Annotated in this window: 15 protein-coding genes and 1 pseudogene; 3 read left to right on the top strand and 13 right to left on the bottom strand. The window is 51.3% G+C overall.

The window, feature by feature from the left end:
• Nucleotides 1–10: 10 nt before the first annotated feature.
• Nucleotides 11–1,348 carry an APC family permease gene (locus ACTID9_RS04695; protein WP_441070109.1) on the bottom strand — a complete coding sequence of 446 codons (1,338 nt, stop codon included), beginning with the start codon at nucleotides 1,346–1,348 and terminating at the stop codon, nucleotides 11–13.
• 457 nt (nucleotides 1,349–1,805) lie between these two features.
• Nucleotides 1,806–2,435, bottom strand: coding sequence for a LysE family translocator (locus ACTID9_RS04690; RefSeq protein ID WP_441070108.1), 630 nt, complete (start codon nucleotides 2,433–2,435; stop codon nucleotides 1,806–1,808).
• A 108-nt stretch (nucleotides 2,436–2,543) separates the two neighbouring features.
• Here ACTID9_RS04690 and pdxR point away from each other — a divergent pair, with 108 nt between their 5' ends.
• The gene (pdxR, locus tag ACTID9_RS04685; RefSeq protein ID WP_441072415.1) at nucleotides 2,544–3,950 is read left to right on the top strand and encodes a MocR-like pyridoxine biosynthesis transcription factor PdxR; all 1,407 of its coding nucleotides are present in this window, start codon (nucleotides 2,544–2,546) and stop codon (nucleotides 3,948–3,950) included.
• A 30-nt stretch (nucleotides 3,951–3,980) separates the two neighbouring features.
• Here the strand turns inward: pdxR and ACTID9_RS04680 are convergent, their stop codons facing one another.
• The 4 genes and pseudogenes from ACTID9_RS04680 to ACTID9_RS04665 form a co-directional block, all read right to left on the bottom strand.
• Nucleotides 3,981–5,183: a serine hydrolase domain-containing protein gene (locus tag ACTID9_RS04680; RefSeq protein WP_441070107.1), complete on the bottom strand. Its 1,203-nt coding sequence runs from the start codon at nucleotides 5,181–5,183 to the stop codon at nucleotides 3,981–3,983.
• A 16-nt stretch (nucleotides 5,184–5,199) separates the two neighbouring features.
• Nucleotides 5,200–6,096, bottom strand: coding sequence for a cation diffusion facilitator family transporter (locus tag ACTID9_RS04675; RefSeq protein ID WP_441070106.1), 897 nt, complete (start codon nucleotides 6,094–6,096; stop codon nucleotides 5,200–5,202).
• A gap of 212 nt (nucleotides 6,097–6,308) precedes the next feature.
• Nucleotides 6,309–6,503: pseudogene (locus tag ACTID9_RS04670) on the bottom strand (multidrug ABC transporter ATP-binding protein); the annotation flags it as partial.
• Nucleotides 6,504–6,574: 71 nt separating this feature from the next.
• The gene (locus tag ACTID9_RS04665) at nucleotides 6,575–7,183 is read right to left on the bottom strand and encodes a superoxide dismutase (RefSeq protein ID WP_441070105.1); all 609 of its coding nucleotides are present in this window, start codon (nucleotides 7,181–7,183) and stop codon (nucleotides 6,575–6,577) included.
• Between the two features lie 203 nt (nucleotides 7,184–7,386).
• Here ACTID9_RS04665 and ACTID9_RS04660 point away from each other — a divergent pair, with 203 nt between their 5' ends.
• Nucleotides 7,387–8,154, top strand: coding sequence for a TSUP family transporter (locus tag ACTID9_RS04660; protein WP_441070104.1), 768 nt, complete (start codon nucleotides 7,387–7,389; stop codon nucleotides 8,152–8,154).
• Nucleotides 8,155–8,517: 363 nt separating this feature from the next.
• On the opposite strand, the gene ACTID9_RS04655 is transcribed toward ACTID9_RS04660, so the two are convergent.
• The 3 genes from ACTID9_RS04655 to ACTID9_RS04645 all read right to left on the bottom strand — a co-directional run bounded on the left by ACTID9_RS04655 (nucleotide 8,518) and on the right by ACTID9_RS04645 (nucleotide 9,605).
• Nucleotides 8,518–8,982, bottom strand: coding sequence for an EVE domain-containing protein (locus ACTID9_RS04655; protein ID WP_441070103.1), 465 nt, complete (start codon nucleotides 8,980–8,982; stop codon nucleotides 8,518–8,520).
• A gap of 188 nt (nucleotides 8,983–9,170) precedes the next feature.
• A complete protein-coding gene (locus ACTID9_RS04650) occupies nucleotides 9,171–9,359 on the bottom strand; it encodes a hypothetical protein (RefSeq protein ID WP_441070102.1) in 189 nt (62 codons plus the stop codon).
• A gap of 18 nt (nucleotides 9,360–9,377) precedes the next feature.
• Entirely contained in the window at nucleotides 9,378–9,605 is a 228-nt protein-coding gene (locus tag ACTID9_RS04645; RefSeq protein WP_122915990.1) for a YneF family protein, read from the bottom strand.
• 192 nt (nucleotides 9,606–9,797) lie between these two features.
• On the opposite strand from ACTID9_RS04645, the gene ACTID9_RS04640 reads away from it, so the two are divergent.
• Nucleotides 9,798–10,586 (top strand): N-acetylmuramoyl-L-alanine amidase, encoded by a 789-nt coding sequence (locus ACTID9_RS04640; RefSeq protein ID WP_441070101.1) that lies wholly within the window; start codon nucleotides 9,798–9,800, stop codon nucleotides 10,584–10,586.
• On the opposite strand, the gene ACTID9_RS04635 is transcribed toward ACTID9_RS04640, so the two are convergent.
• The 4 genes from ACTID9_RS04635 to liaF form a co-directional block, all read right to left on the bottom strand.
• Nucleotides 10,564–11,415, bottom strand: a complete 852-nt coding sequence (locus tag ACTID9_RS04635) for a metallophosphoesterase (protein ID WP_441070100.1) — start codon at nucleotides 11,413–11,415, stop codon at nucleotides 10,564–10,566. The two genes, ACTID9_RS04640 and ACTID9_RS04635, sit on opposite strands and share 23 nt — an antisense overlap.
• Before the next feature lie 130 nt (nucleotides 11,416–11,545).
• Nucleotides 11,546–12,178, bottom strand: coding sequence for a response regulator (locus ACTID9_RS04630; RefSeq protein ID WP_441070099.1), 633 nt, complete (start codon nucleotides 12,176–12,178; stop codon nucleotides 11,546–11,548).
• Nucleotides 12,175–13,311, bottom strand: a complete 1,137-nt coding sequence (locus ACTID9_RS04625; RefSeq protein ID WP_441070098.1) for a HAMP domain-containing sensor histidine kinase — start codon at nucleotides 13,309–13,311, stop codon at nucleotides 12,175–12,177. Before ACTID9_RS04625 ends, ACTID9_RS04630 begins: the two co-directional genes overlap by 4 nt.
• 13 nt (nucleotides 13,312–13,324) lie before the next feature.
• A complete protein-coding gene (gene liaF, locus ACTID9_RS04620; protein WP_441070097.1) occupies nucleotides 13,325–14,122 on the bottom strand; it encodes a cell wall-active antibiotics response protein LiaF in 798 nt (265 codons plus the stop codon).
• Nucleotides 14,123–14,144 lie beyond the last annotated feature (22 nt).

The raw sequence follows: 14,144 nt of genomic DNA, 5'->3' as shown, positions 1-14,144 counted from the left end.
GCTTTGTTATTTATTCGACGTTCATATCCATCTGTGGCGGCTTGCGCGTAAAACAACGGGTCAAAACCAGCAAGTAAATCAATCCGATCAAGCTCCAGGCAAATCCGAGGTAAAGCGAGGTCGGCTCCAGATTGTACCACAGGAACAGAATGAAGCTCATTCCGATCAATGGGGAGACTATATACTGGAACACCGCCTTTAATGAGCGTTCCTTCTGCTTGACAACATAATGGGCGATGACAGACAGATGCACGAATGTAAACGCTACCAATGCGCCGAAATTAATAAACGATGTTGCCGTTAACAAATCGAGCCACAAGGCGGTTAGCGACAGCAGGCCGATCAGAAAGACGTTGCAAAGCGGTGTCTGGAATTTTGGGTGCACATAGGCAAAAAAACGGGCAGGCAGTACATTGTCGCGTCCCATCGCATACAGCAGCCGGGAGGCACTGACATGCGAAACGATCCCCGATGCGATCGTTGACGTGAGCGCGGCTGCCAAAAATACCGACTGAAACAACAAACCGCCGATATACAGCGCGATTTCAGGCGATGCCCCCTCAGGGTTTTGCAGCTTGGATACATCCGGAAACAGCGATTGAGTGAAGTACGATGCCACGATAAAGAGCGCTCCTCCAATCAAGGCGACCAAAAAGATACCGCGCGGAATGTTGCGCTTCGGGTTGATCGTTTCCTCTGTAAGCGTGGTCACCGCATCAAAGCCCAAGAACGAAAAGCAAAGAATGGATGCGCCGGTCAGCAAGGTAGAAACATCCATCGTCTCCGAAAAAAACGGTTGAAGCGACAGCAATTTGCCCGTGCCGTCCCCTTGATGCAGCCCTTTCACCGCAAGAATGACAAAAATGACGACGGTGGCGAATTGGAACAAGACGAGCAGGCCGTTAATGGAGGCGCCGATCTTGATGTTCCAAATGTTTACGACCGTAATGAACAGGACGAATCCGACAATCCAGATCCAGCCTGGAACATCCGGAAAAGCGGCGGACAGATAGATTTTGGTCAAAAGCGCATTGATCATCGGCAAAAACAAGTAATCGAGCAGGGCAGACCAGCCAACCAAAAACCCGACGTGCGGGTTGATCGTGCGGCTTGTATACGTATAGGCGGAGCCTGCGGTCGGATACACTTGCACCATCTTGCCGTAGCTTGAAGCGGTGAACAAAATGGCGACCAACGTCAAAACATACGCGGCAGGAACATGCCCATCCGTCACCTCTGCCACAATGCCAAACGTATCAAATACAGCCATCGGGGCCATATAGCCCAAACCGATCAGAACGATGTGCCACAAGCGTAGCGATCGGTTTAATTGAGGGTGGTTTTCCATATATGTGATCTCCTCCGATACATTACATGATGGTGTGTAAAGCTGATCGATCATGCGGATAAGACCGTGTGGGATGATGCGAGGAAAAACCGCTCCTATAGAAAATGGAATTATCCGCAGCGATCGCAGAGTAGCTTACATCCTGCGATCGGCTGCGTCAGGTAATTCCATGGACAAGAGTACGGCAATCAGAAACAGCTTCGTTGACATTGAATCCCCCCGATGCAACTCACTCGTCTGGTAATTCACTCACCTAATTACCATTCGTTTGGTTGTACAAAGCAGATTTTATTCCAACCCGTTCGAGAACCGTGATGCAGCAATATTCGACATTTTCCTGCACTTGATTATGCAGAAGTGCATTGGTTATGCAATTTTTGTGCATAGAAGCTGCAATGATTTTAACTTTTGCTAAACAAATAGTAAAAACCCCCGCCGCAGCGAGGGTCACGTCGCGTTATATTTTGGATTGACTCGCAAAGGCGGAGAAAACCGCCAGCGCGATATATAAATAACCGGTTATCCGATTCTGTACGGTAGCATTCACTTTCATCCGCTTTCGAATACTTGCGGCAAGAACGGCATACAGGCCATCGCTAACAAGAGCCAGGGCAATAAATATCGCTCCTAACAGCAAAAACTGTCCGGAGACTGATCCAGCAGAAGGCGATATGAATTGCGGAAAGAAGGCTAAGAAAAAGAGTGCTGTCTTCGGATTCATGACCTCCACGAGCGCTGATTCGTAAAAAATCGTTCCTACCTTTTTGCGAGGAGCTTGGGGAATTTCTGAAGTCGTACTTTTCGCTGGAGAAAACAACGTTTTGCACCCCAGATAGATCAAATAAGCAACACCCAAGTATTTCACGATCGAAAAAGCAATTTCTGATGTCATCAGGATCGCAGAAACTCCAATGGCGCCGGCGAAAACGTGAACAGAACCGCCAAGAGCTACACCGAGAACGGATACCAGGCCCGCTTTCTTCCCTTGATCCATGCTTCTTGCCATAATGTAGAGCACAGCTGGCCCAGGTATGATTAACAATGTAACTGCCGTAATGATAAATAGCCAAATCATTGAAAAATCCATAATATGCAGCTCCTTGTTGTACGTTTATCCTGTAAAAAATACTATTATACAAACTGACATATTAAAAGGTACAATAACGAGAAAACACACATGTCAGAAGGAATGAAAATGAAGAATACCATTTTTACCTTTGAAGATCACGCTCCCAAATACAAACAAATCTACGAGAAATTCAAATCATTTATTGAGCAAGGCGACATTTTGGCGAATGAGCGATTGCCCTCCATTCGTCAACTTGCAGATTCCTTGCATGTAAGCCGCAATACAACATTAATGGCATACGAACTGCTTGTTGCGGAAGGGTATATTCGTGGCGAGGGGCGAAAAGGTTACGTTGTAAATGAGGTAGAGCCTTTGCTATCTCAGGGTGCATTGCTCCCTCCTCATCAAAAGCAAACAGAGTCGACGAAACCACCGGTTGTTACGTTCAGGGCGGATGCCGTTGATCAAGCGCATTTCCCTCTGAAAATTTGGCGGAGAATTGCGAATCAGGTGCTAACCTTGCAGGATAGCTTTCGATATGGGGAACCATTTGGGGAAGCATGCCTGCGCGAACAGATCGCTACCTATTTGTTTCAATCGCGCGGCGTGAAAACAACTGCGGATGCGATTATTATCGGGAGCAGTACCCAGCAAATGCTTGTCTATCTCGGGCATGTACTAAAAGATGAGTTCCAGAGCGTTATCGTTGAAGACCCCGGGTACGACGGTGCCAGGGAAGCTTTTCAATTCCATCGTTTTCAGTTTGAAACGCTGCCTGTCTATGAAACAGGTGCTGATCTTGCCCAATTGGAACAAATGAAATCGCGGTTAATCTATGTAACCCCTTCCCATCAAAGCCCGCTGGGAGTAAGCATGTCGATTCAACAGCGGCAAATGCTGATTCATTGGGTTAACAAGATGCAAGGATATGTTATCGAAGACGATTATGACAGTGAATTTCGCTATACCCAAAAACCTTTTCCGGCTCTTGCCTCCATTGATGCAGCCAGAGTCATTTATTTGGGCAATTTCTCAAAATCATTTCTCCCGGGAATCCGGTTAACGTATATGGTGTTGCCGGAATCAGTGTTGACTCGTTATCAACAGCATTTTTCTTATTTTGAGACCCCTGCTTCGCTCTTCAGCCAGCTTACAATGGCAAAATTTATGGAATTGGGAGAGTGGAGCCGCCATGTGAAACGAATGCGCCTTGTTTATAAGCGAAAAATGCTGCACCTAGTTTCTGAATTAAAAAAGCAATTTGGCAAAACGCTTTCGATCATCGGCGAGCAGTCCGGTTTGTACGTACTAATCAAGGTGCACCTGAATCGCTCAGAAGAATGGCTCATCCAACGCGCTTCTTCTTATGGTGTAAAAGTGTGTCCCACCTCACTCTACTATATGAAAAATAACACCGATTACCCAATCATTAAACTTGGATTTAGTCATCTGTCCTGTGATGAAATTGAGCTGGGTGTCGGGCTCTTAAAAAAGGCATGGATGCAAGAATATGTTTACGAAAAAACCCCTTAGCACGGCTCGCTAAGGGGTCCTTTTCATTCATTATGATTGAAAAAAATGCTGGTACAGCATATCGCTGATGGCTTCTTCTACGTTGTTGAAGCCGCCTCTCGTGCCTTCGGCAGCGTTGGAGCCGTTGGTGATGAAGATGATGCCGAAATTTTCTTCCTTGCTGAAATACATGCCGGAGTACAAGCCGTATGCGTTGCCTCCGTGGCCGTGCATGCGTTTGTTCGGGATGAACTGGTCGGTGATGTGGAATTGCAGGCCGATCTCCGAGAAGGCGGGGTCTACACCTTCGTACTGCCATTGGGTGGAGAGCATCAATTCGACGGTTTCCGGCTGCAGGATGCGGGCTCCATTGTTTTCGCCCCCTTGCATGAAAGCGAGCATGAATTTGCTCAGCTCGCGGGCATTGGTACGCAAGCCGCCCTGCGGGCCATACAGCGAGCCGTTGGTGCCGGGAACATATCCGGACCAGTCGATCGGTTCCGGCTTGACGCCTTTCAGATCGTCGACACCTGACTCAAAGCGGCCGTCTTCCCAGCCGTAGATGACGCCCAGCTTGTTGATGTCACCCATCGCCTGAATATTGAAATCAGAGTTCGTCATCCCCAAAGGACGGAGAATGTGCTCGCGGCAGTATTGATCAAAATGCTTGCCTGACAGGCGCTCCACCAGCGCTGCGACGATCATGGAGGCGAGATTGCAGTAGGCAAAACAGCGGGCATCGCCCGGCTTGTAGCTGCTCCACAGGCTGTCTACGTAAAGCCTGCCGCCAGGGACGAGCAAATCTTCGAGCGTCGGCGGGTTTGGATTGCGTGACGCTTGCGAGAAGACGACGTACAGCTCCCCGCCTCGTTCATCCTCATTCAGGCTGGATGTATGCGTCAGCAAATGGCGGAATGTGACCGGAACGTCCGGATGGTGCGGATTGCGGAAGGTGAAGCCGAGGGTGTCGCTGATGTCGTCATCAAGCTGAAATTTGCCTTGCTCATACTGCTGCATCAACGATGTCGCGACGAACAGCTTGGAGATGGAGGCGATGCGAAAGACGGTCTCTTCCGTTACCGGTAGCTCCCGATCCAGATCGGCCCAACCGTATGCGTCGGACCAGATGACCTGTTTATCCTTGACGACGGCTGCCGATACTCCGACAATTGAAAACGTTTCCATGAGTGCGGCCATTTTTTCATCGATTTGCGTGGTGGGCGCCTTTGCGGGCGGCTGCTTCCAAAGACTCATCTTGAAAAACTCCCTTTCAGCATGTTTTGCCTTTTGCCATGAATGGTTCCACATGGACATATACCCGTTTAATTTCAGCGAACCCGATCAATTTTCCTTCTACGGTCTCTGTCAGCCCGTGACTTTCCACGACGTTGAGATGATGATCGACGCCAATCGTCACGTCGACCAGCACGGCGCTTCCCTGATAGCGCGCACGCAGATCGATGATCTCCCGAATCCCTTCCACCTGCCTGATTCGCTGCTCGATCTCCTTCAGCTTCTCTTCCTCGAATCCATCCATCAGCGCATGGATGGCCTGGGACACCACTTGCCAAGCCGTATACAAAATAATAATTCCGACAATGCCTGCGACAATCGCATCGGCCCAGCCCAGGCCGATTCGCGTGACCGCGATCCCGACCAGCGCGCTCACGCTGACCAGCGCATCGGACCGGTTGTCATACGCCATCGCCATGACGGCCAGGTTGTTCGTTTTGTTGGCGATCCGCTTGTTGATCAAATAGACGATATACATGATGACAGCGCCCACGATCGCGACATACATCGATTCGGCCGTCGGCACGGTCGCCGCTTCCCCTTGAAACAGCTTTGTTCCTGTATTTTTCAGCACATCAATCCCTACGACCGCCATGATGATTCCCGCCACCAGCGCTGCCGCCGTTTCGGCGCGGAAATGGCCGTATTTGTGATCGTGGTCTGCCGGTTTTCTCGCGATAATCATGCCAAACAGGATCGCCAGCGAGGAAATCACATCGGAAGCGTTGTTCCAGCCGTCGGCCACCAGCCCTTGAGAGCTGGTAGCAAGGCCGAACCCGATTTTTCCCGCTGCCATGATGATATAGGTGAAAATGCTGATATAGACACCTCTCGTCCCTTGCTGGTGACGGTCCAACTCCTGCTTGTTTCGCATTTCTTTTGTTCCTGCCCTTCCCACGAGACCATGCGCGCGTCTCTTTCTTCATGTCTTATGGTAAGAAATGAACCCCTTTTTAGTCCAGAGAAACGTTTTTGTGAAACCGAACAAAAGAGGCCAGGGGGCAATAAAGTTGGACGAACGAAAAAACCCCCAATCCCGATTGGGCAAACGGGCTGGGGGAACCGCTGTATAGTAAATGCGATGGGTTACCGGTTGAACTGGGCCTGATGCAGCCGGCTGTAAATGCCTCCCGAGGCGACCAGCTCCTGGTGCCTGCCCTGCTTGACGATGCCGTTTTCATTGACGACAATGATCCGGTCTGCGTTTTTGATCGTAGCCAAACGGTGCGCAATGACGAGCGTCGTCCGCCCTTGCGACAATTCTGCCAGCGATTGCTGGATAAAAAAACGATTGCCCGGCCGAAAGATAGGCCGGGCGATCGCCTTATTGAGACTTGCTCAGGTGTGCAGGATTACTTCGCTGCGCTGTAGCGCTTGCTTACTTCATCCCAGTTTACAACGTTCCAGAACGCGCCGATGTAGTCAGGGCGTTTGTTTTGGAATTTCAGGTAGTACGCGTGCTCCCAAACGTCCAGACCGAGGATCGGCGTTTTGCCTTCGAACAGCGGGCTGTCTTGGTTAGGAGTGGACGTGATAGCCAATTCGCCGCCATCGACGATCAGCCAAGCCCAGCCGGAACCGAAACGAGTGGTTGCCGCTTTTGCGAATTCAGCTTTGAAGTTGTCAAAGCTGCCGAATTTGGTGTTGATCGCGTCAGCCAATTCTCCGCTTGGAGCGCCGCCGCCGTTTGGACTCAGGATTTCCCAGAAGAGCGTGTGGTTAGCATGTCCACCACCGTTGTTGCGGACTGCGGTGCGGATTGCTTCAGGAACTGCATCCAGGTTCCCGATCAGCTCTTCAATGCTTTTCGCTTGCAGGTCAGCGTGACCTTCCAAAGCTGCGTTCAGGTTATTTACATAAGTAGCGTGATGACGGTCATGGTGGATTTCCATGGTCAGCGCGTCAAAATGCGGCTCCAAAGCGTTAAATGCGTAAGGCAATGCAGGCAGTTGATGTGCCATAGTACAATCTCCTCCTTTTTGTATGTACCTCAATTTCATCTCAATTATAAACCATACCCCTTACTAATGCAACAAATCAGTCGGTAAAGTATATTAACAAGCCATGCCAACCAACATTAACCTGCAAGCATAAGTCTTGCAATGAAACGGTGAAGTGCTAAACTGGAGATTGTTTGACTTTTACGGAAACGTGGGTGTACGAAATGGATTTAGATTTGACAACAGTGCTTCTATTGGCATTGTTCGGCTTTGTCGCAGCGTTTATCGACAGCTGCGTTGGCGGAGGCGGACTGATTTCGCTGCCAGCCTTGGTCGGTTTGGGCATACCGATGCATTTGGCCCTCGGCACGAATAAGCTTGCCAGTACCTTTTCATCCTTTACCAGTTCGGCCACATTTATTAGTATGGGCAAGTATGACAAAAAATTAATGCTGATGCTTTTTCCAGTTTCTTTCATCGGCTCGCTCATCGGGGCAAAAGCGGTGCTGTTTATTCCCGACTCCGTCTTGCGCACGCTGATCATCGTGATGCTCGCCGCGATTTTTGTTTATACGCTCATCAACAAAAAATTCGGTAAAGAGACGCAATTTAAAGGGTATACCCGCTTCACGCTGGGGCTCGGGATTCCGTTCGCGTTCATCATCGGCTTTTATGACGGCTTTTTTGGACCGGGCACTGGTTCTTTCCTGATTTTCGTCATGGTGCTCTTGTTCGGCTACGATTTCGTCATCGGGGCCGGAAACGGACGCATTCTCAATTTTGCCAGCAATTTGGCCGCACTTTTACTCTTTTTATTCGAAGGGAAAGTATTGATCTTGCCGGGGCTGACGATGGGTGTTGCGATGATTCTCGGAGCGACGCTGGGAACGCGGATGGCGGTAAAGACCGGGGTCAAATATGTGCGTCCGCTTTTCATGCTCGTGTCGCTTACTTTGATGGGAAAAATGATTTATGAGTTGATTTGGAAATAGCTTTTTGCCGTCTGGCCACCTTTTCTGTACTGGGAAGGTGGCTTTTTTTTGGTGCTGGGAACTGGCGGTGGTGGAGGCGAGGGGATTTCCGGAAAAAAGCTCCACGGAAGCTCTGACAATGCCTGCTGTGGGTAGGGAAGACCGGCTCCGCGAAAAAAGGGAAACCGCGCCCCAATGCCACACGCTGCGCGGCGGGTGTATCTCAACGATGATCTGGGACGCGAAAGACGTTTCCCTTTTTCCGCTCCGCCTGGCGGGCATCGCCAAGGCTTCCGTTCCGCTTTTTTCCGAAAATCCCTTCACTGCAGCCTCGTCTCGCCGCTAACGGATATTGGGAGTTGTTGCTTCGGTTCCCTCGCGGCGTTACTCGGGGGCACAAAAACCACTCTCTACATATTCCTTCACTCCCATCGCTTCTGCGATTACCGCAAAATCGGCTTGATCGATTTCAAAGTGACCGGTTCGGAAGCGATAGCCCCAGTTTCGGTTATCTTTGGTGAAATTCAGTTTGTGCAAAAGGGAATGAATCGGGGCTTCCGTGCATGTATAGTAATGAATGTCGCGGCGGAAGGGGATGAAGGATTCGCTCATTTGGTATTCGTATACGGAATCGTCCTTCACGTTTCCGATTGCGGTGAAAGCCTGAAGCGGTTCGCCGTTCGTCAAGTCGGTTTTGGGTGAATAATAAATCAGCCAATCCCCTTGGCGCATCCGCTTCAATGGAGCGGCCTTTCCGTGGCACAGCTGGGCGAACCCGCCTGCTACTCCTCTTGCGACATGCGATTTCGATACGACTCCGATCCAGTAACGCGGACTCGATGTTTCCATACAGCATCCTCCTGTCTCACGTTTTGAGATGTGTGCTTATATATTCATGATAACAGCACGCTGCTGACAGCGTATTGTCAGCAGTCAAACAGGAATTTTGCGCATGTACAAAAAAACCAGCGCAGTTTCCCCCGCACTGGTTGTTTCTTACACTCGTTCTTCTTTTGCAATACACGCCGCAAGCGGCATTACTCGTCTTTTCCTTTGCGCTCCTTGATGCGGAGCACGATGCCGTCGATGATGATTCCCACTCCAAACAGATAGATGGGAGCAGCAATCCTGAGACCGGTGCTGATCGGCGCATCTTTCAAAAAGTAGACGAGCAGGACACCCACAATAAACCCTATCATTGCGAAACGCAAACGGGTGGTTGCCACGCGAATCCCTCCGTCCGCCTATTTTGGGAACTTGTTGGGCATTTTCATATTTTTCATGTTGCGGCTCATCTGTTTCAGCTGCTTCTGGTTCAAATTCATGCCCATCGAGCGGGCCATGTTTTGAATTTGCTTTTCATCCATCTGCATGTTGGAAAGCTGTTTTTTCAAATAATAGGTCGCTGCATAAAATCCGCCAACGAGACCAATGATGAGCGTCACAATCGGAATGACCCAGTTCCACCACATACGTCACTACCAACCTTTCTGTTTGTCTTCCGATCAATTTTACCTTAAATCGCTGCAAGATTCCACGTCTATCTCACGAGCTTCCTCGCTGTGCCGAGCTTTTGGGCGGAGCTGGTTGAACCGTCGTACAAATCGCCCTTTCATCCAATCATTTGCAAAACTTTGCGCATATAAGTAGTACGAGGTGATCGTATGGCTCCAACAGTGATAATCGATCCCGGCCATGGGGGCATAGACCCCGGAGGCGGGACCAATGCGCTTTTTGCGGAAAAAGATTTGGTTTTGAAAATTTCGCTGTACCAGCAGCGACGATTCGCGGAACTGAACATTTCCGCCACCTTGACTCGCACAACCGACCAAACGCTGGAGAGCGAAGCCCGGGCAGCACTCGTCAAAAGCAGCGGCGCGCGCTTCTGTCTTTCCAACCACATCAATGCGGGTGGCGGACAAGGAGCAGAGCTGATCTACTCCATCTACGGAACCGCGGCCTTCCCCCGCGCGATGGCGCTTGAGCTGCAAGCGGCCGGCATGGCGGTCCGGCGCGTCTATACGCGCACCTACCCTGGCAACGCCAAGCAAGACTACTACTTCATGCACCGTGATACGGGCAATGTCGAGACGGTCATCATTGAATACGGATTCGCAGACAATGAGCAAGATGCCCAGCTGCTCAACACCAAATGGCAAAGTCTTGCCGAAGCGGTCGTGAAAGGCTTCTGTACCTACAACAAGCTGCCTTACACACCGCCGAAATCCCAGACGACTCCACCCGAATCGCCAGCGCCTTCCACGCCGGGCACCGGACAGCCCAACACACCGGCGGCTGATTGGAAACAGGAAGCGGTTGAGTGGCTGTATGAGCAAGGTCTTTTAACCGATGCAACCTGGCGCAATCAGGTCGATCAGCCGCTTCCGCTGTGGGCGGAGGCGATTTTGCTGCGCAGATTGTACGAAAAGCTTACGAACCAGGATGAAGCTTGAGTTCCGCTTGCATCCGCTCCCGGCAGCGAGTCAGCGGCGTATCGGTTTGCCCTGAATAATTTTCGGCGGCTTTGACGCTCACCAGCTCATTGTCCGGAAAACGGAACGCCGTCAGCTTGCCGCCGAATACGCAGCCCTGGTCGATGTTCAGCGTGTTGTTTTTCCATTCCGGTTCCAAGCGCGGGTCATGCCCCCACACGATCAGACAGCGCTTCGACTTCCGTTCATTCGCCCATTCTTTGCGGATCGGCCGGCCATCCGCCGCGACACCTGCGATATCGCCATAGCGGCAGTACGTTTGGACAGCAGACGACTCTCTGCCGATATAATCATCGCGGATTCCGGCATGGACGGCCACCGCTACGATTTCGCCGTTCCGCTTTATCATGATGTGCGACGGAGAGGTCAGCAGCAATTTGCGCGAGGCCTCTTTCAGCTCGTCCGCTTTCTTTTTCCCGAATTCGGCCTCATACTGCCTGAACTCTTCCGCCACTTTTTCATCACCGTGCGCCAACGTTACCGCTCTGCCATCCAGCCAGCGTGCGATTTTCCATCCGTGATTGCTGTCCGTCATCTCAGCCAATCCCGCTGCGATATGCCGCACAAAAAACTGCAGCAGTTGCAGCGATTCCGGTCCCCGACTGGTAATGTCTCCGAGCGAAAGCAGCTTGCGCCCTTGTGGATGCCGGTAATAGCCATCCTTCTCCACATACCCAAGCAAACCTAGCAATTGCAAAAATTCCTGATAGCAACCGTGAATATCGCCAACTATATCAATTCCGCGATCGACCTGCATGGTTTTGGAGCGCTTCTCCACCCTTTCTCTCATCGTATCCCCCCTTCATTTCATCCGATTTTTTCCTATTTCTATTAGAATCACCAATTTCACTTATGGCATACCTATTACATACCTATTACCACTTTGTAAAAAAACGAAACCAAGGAGCTGGCCCCTTGGTTTATCCGTTCAAATTATGCTTATGTACATAGATGGCCGCTTGCGTGCGGTCTTCCACACCCAGTTTGGACAAAATGTTGCTGACATGCGTTTTGACGGTCTTGATCCCGATAATCAGCTCGTCGGCGATCTCTTGGTTGGATTTCCCTTGTCCGATCAATGCAAGCACTTCCAGCTCGCGAGGCGTCAACTGCTCATGAGCAGCCGCTTCCTGTCCCTGGCGAAAGCGTGCCATGATTTTGCCGGCTACGCGTGATTCCAGCACAGGCTCACCCGCGGCTGCGGAACGGATTGCCCGGGCAATTTCAACGGCGCGCGACGTTTTGAGCAAATAGCTGAACGCGCCCGCCTCGATGACAGGGTATACTTTTTCATCATCAATGAAACTCGTCAGAACGATCACTTTGGTGCCTGGACAAATTTCGCGAATCCGCCGCGTAGCCTCGACGCCGCCGATGCCTTCCATCACCAGATCCATCAGGATGACATCCGGCTCCAGCTGCTTGGCCAGCTTCACGCCTTCCTCGCCGCTGCCGGCTTCCGCCACCACTTCAATATCTTCTTCCGTCGAAAGATAGGCAGCCAGTCCCATCCGCACCATTTCGTGGTCATCCACCAACATCACTCGAATCATTCGCTTCCCTCCGCCGCCTTTGTCTCCACATAACTCATCGGTTCCATCAACGGGATACGCACTTCCAGCTGCGTCCCTTTTCCAATCGCGCTGTATATTTCCAGCGAACCCCCGACCTCGGCGACCCGCTCGCGCATGGAAACGAGTCCGTAGGAGGTCATCTTTTCGCCATCGGTGTCGAAGCCGACGCCATCATCGGTAATCCGCAGCCTGACCTGTCCCTGGAGCGTGAACAGCTTGACCTCGATCTGGTCAGCGCGGGCATGCCGCAGCGTATTGGACAACGCCTCCTGCAAGATGCGGAAGAGATGGTCCTCGATCCCGCTCGACATGCCGTCGATCTCTTCCAGCTCCCACGTAATCTTGAGCAGCTGCTTTTGTTTCAATTCCTCTAATAGCTCAACGACCGCTTCGCCCAACGATTTGTCCTGCAGTGTCGCAGGGCGCAAATGCAGCAGCAGCGCCCTCATCTCCGTCTGCGCGGCGGAAGCCATCTCTTCCACCAATTCGATCTGTTGGGCGGCGCGGGCCGGATTTTTCTCCATCAATCGTTTGATCGCCGCGGTTGTCATCGCAATCGCAAAAAGCTGCTGGCTCACCGCATCGTGCAGCTCCCGCGCAAGCCTTTGTCTCTCTTCCACCACCGCCGCCTGGCGCAATTGTTCCCCCAAGGCAGCATTATGATTGGAAAGGCGTTGGAGCGACACCACTTGTTCTTCCCACTTGGCGGCAAGGCGATTAAATGACCAGCCAATATCCCCCAGCTCGTCAGTCCCCAGCTCGGGCACACGGTAGGAAAGCGTACCGCGCTCCAGGTTCATCGCCGCCTCCCAGAGGGCGTTCAACCGTTTTTTCAGCAAATTCCCTACAACGTATCCGCTGATGACACCCAAAATACCTGCAAAAATGATAGCAACAACAAAAAAGAGCAATAAATATTTCCAATCAAGCCCGAATGGCACCCGTATGCCTAAATAAAGAAACAGCCAGTCAGCCGCTTGCCCATAGCTGCCAAGCCAATAAATGCTGAGCCACAATAATCCCAAAACAATGACGACAGTACCTACTGCGAGGGTTAAGCCCTGCTTGACGAAGCTCCATTGGATACTTGCCAGCCTTCGTTGCGTCTGCATGAACAAGTACCCCCTAGATGTATTTCACATCAATATCGCCAACGTGCAGCGACAAGATGAGTTTCACTTTTCGAGGGGCCGTGTCAAAATGCTCGGAACGCATCATCACTTGCCGGTTCAAACCTCCCTGACGGTGGCCGAATACTTCCAGGTCCCCAATTGTCACCGATGCGTTGACCGAAACAGGCAGATCGACCGGCACATAAATCGTCAGGTCGCCGACCCAGCCTTTCACGACCAGCAGTGTCTCCTCCTCCGGAATAAGCGCCCGCGACAAATCGATCACAACGTCGCCGATCCCGTGCCAAATATGCAAATTGGTCAGTTCAAAGCGACCGGAAGTCAGGTGAAAATCGCCGATGAACGTGCTTCGCGTCTCCGCTTGCCGGAAAATCGGCCCTTGCCATTCCTCGCTTGCCTTCCTGTTTGGCGGCGGGATTGGGCCAAACGACGGCTGCTCGGGTTGCGGTTCCGTCTGACCGAAATCTTTCAGCAAACTCCTTCCCCGCTCGCCATTGCGGTGGCGAATGAGCCGATAGCCCAGATAAATGAACAAAAGCGGAAAAATCAAGTCAAACGCGTCCACATGCAGCCATTCATCCAATGCAAAAACCGCTCCCAGCCCTAACAGCACGCCTCCGAAAATCCGGCGGTTCGCGGTCCACAGCTTCATGCCGAAATAAAAGAACAGGAACGGCCAAAGCATGAAAATGCTGAAATGGATGAGATGCAGGCTGTCGAGAAAGAGTCCGATGCCGGCCGCGATTATGACCAATCCGGCAACAATTGTATTCACGCGCGATTGTTTCACATGTGTCTCCTCTTTCTACTCA

Source organism: Brevibacillus fluminis (assembly GCF_052072235.1).
Taxonomy (GTDB): Bacteria; Bacillota; Bacilli; order Brevibacillales; family Brevibacillaceae; genus Brevibacillus_D; species Brevibacillus_D fluminis_A.
This window is presented reverse-complemented; position numbering and strand designations above follow the sequence as displayed.

Coding starts and splice junctions, on each gene's coding strand:
- ACTID9_RS04640 (WP_441070101.1), top strand. CDS start 9,798: ATGGCTCCAACAGTGATAATCGATCCCGGCCATGGGGGCATAGACCCC.
- ACTID9_RS04695 (WP_441070109.1), bottom strand. CDS start 1,348: ATGGAAAACCACCCTCAATTAAACCGATCGCTACGCTTGTGGCACATC.
- ACTID9_RS04655 (WP_441070103.1), bottom strand. CDS start 8,982: ATGGAAACATCGAGTCCGCGTTACTGGATCGGAGTCGTATCGAAATCG.
- ACTID9_RS04635 (WP_441070100.1), bottom strand. CDS start 11,415: ATGAGAGAAAGGGTGGAGAAGCGCTCCAAAACCATGCAGGTCGATCGC.
- ACTID9_RS04690 (WP_441070108.1), bottom strand. CDS start 2,435: ATGGATTTTTCAATGATTTGGCTATTTATCATTACGGCAGTTACATTG.
- ACTID9_RS04625 (WP_441070098.1), bottom strand. CDS start 13,311: ATGCAGACGCAACGAAGGCTGGCAAGTATCCAATGGAGCTTCGTCAAG.
- ACTID9_RS04660 (WP_441070104.1), top strand. CDS start 7,387: ATGGATTTAGATTTGACAACAGTGCTTCTATTGGCATTGTTCGGCTTT.
- ACTID9_RS04675 (WP_441070106.1), bottom strand. CDS start 6,096: ATGCGAAACAAGCAGGAGTTGGACCGTCACCAGCAAGGGACGAGAGGT.
- ACTID9_RS04665 (WP_441070105.1), bottom strand. CDS start 7,183: ATGGCACATCAACTGCCTGCATTGCCTTACGCATTTAACGCTTTGGAG.
- ACTID9_RS04680 (WP_441070107.1), bottom strand. CDS start 5,183: ATGAGTCTTTGGAAGCAGCCGCCCGCAAAGGCGCCCACCACGCAAATC.
- ACTID9_RS04645 (WP_122915990.1), bottom strand. CDS start 9,605: ATGTGGTGGAACTGGGTCATTCCGATTGTGACGCTCATCATTGGTCTC.
- pdxR (WP_441072415.1), top strand. CDS start 2,544: ATGAAGAATACCATTTTTACCTTTGAAGATCACGCTCCCAAATACAAA.
- ACTID9_RS04630 (WP_441070099.1), bottom strand. CDS start 12,178: ATGATTCGAGTGATGTTGGTGGATGACCACGAAATGGTGCGGATGGGA.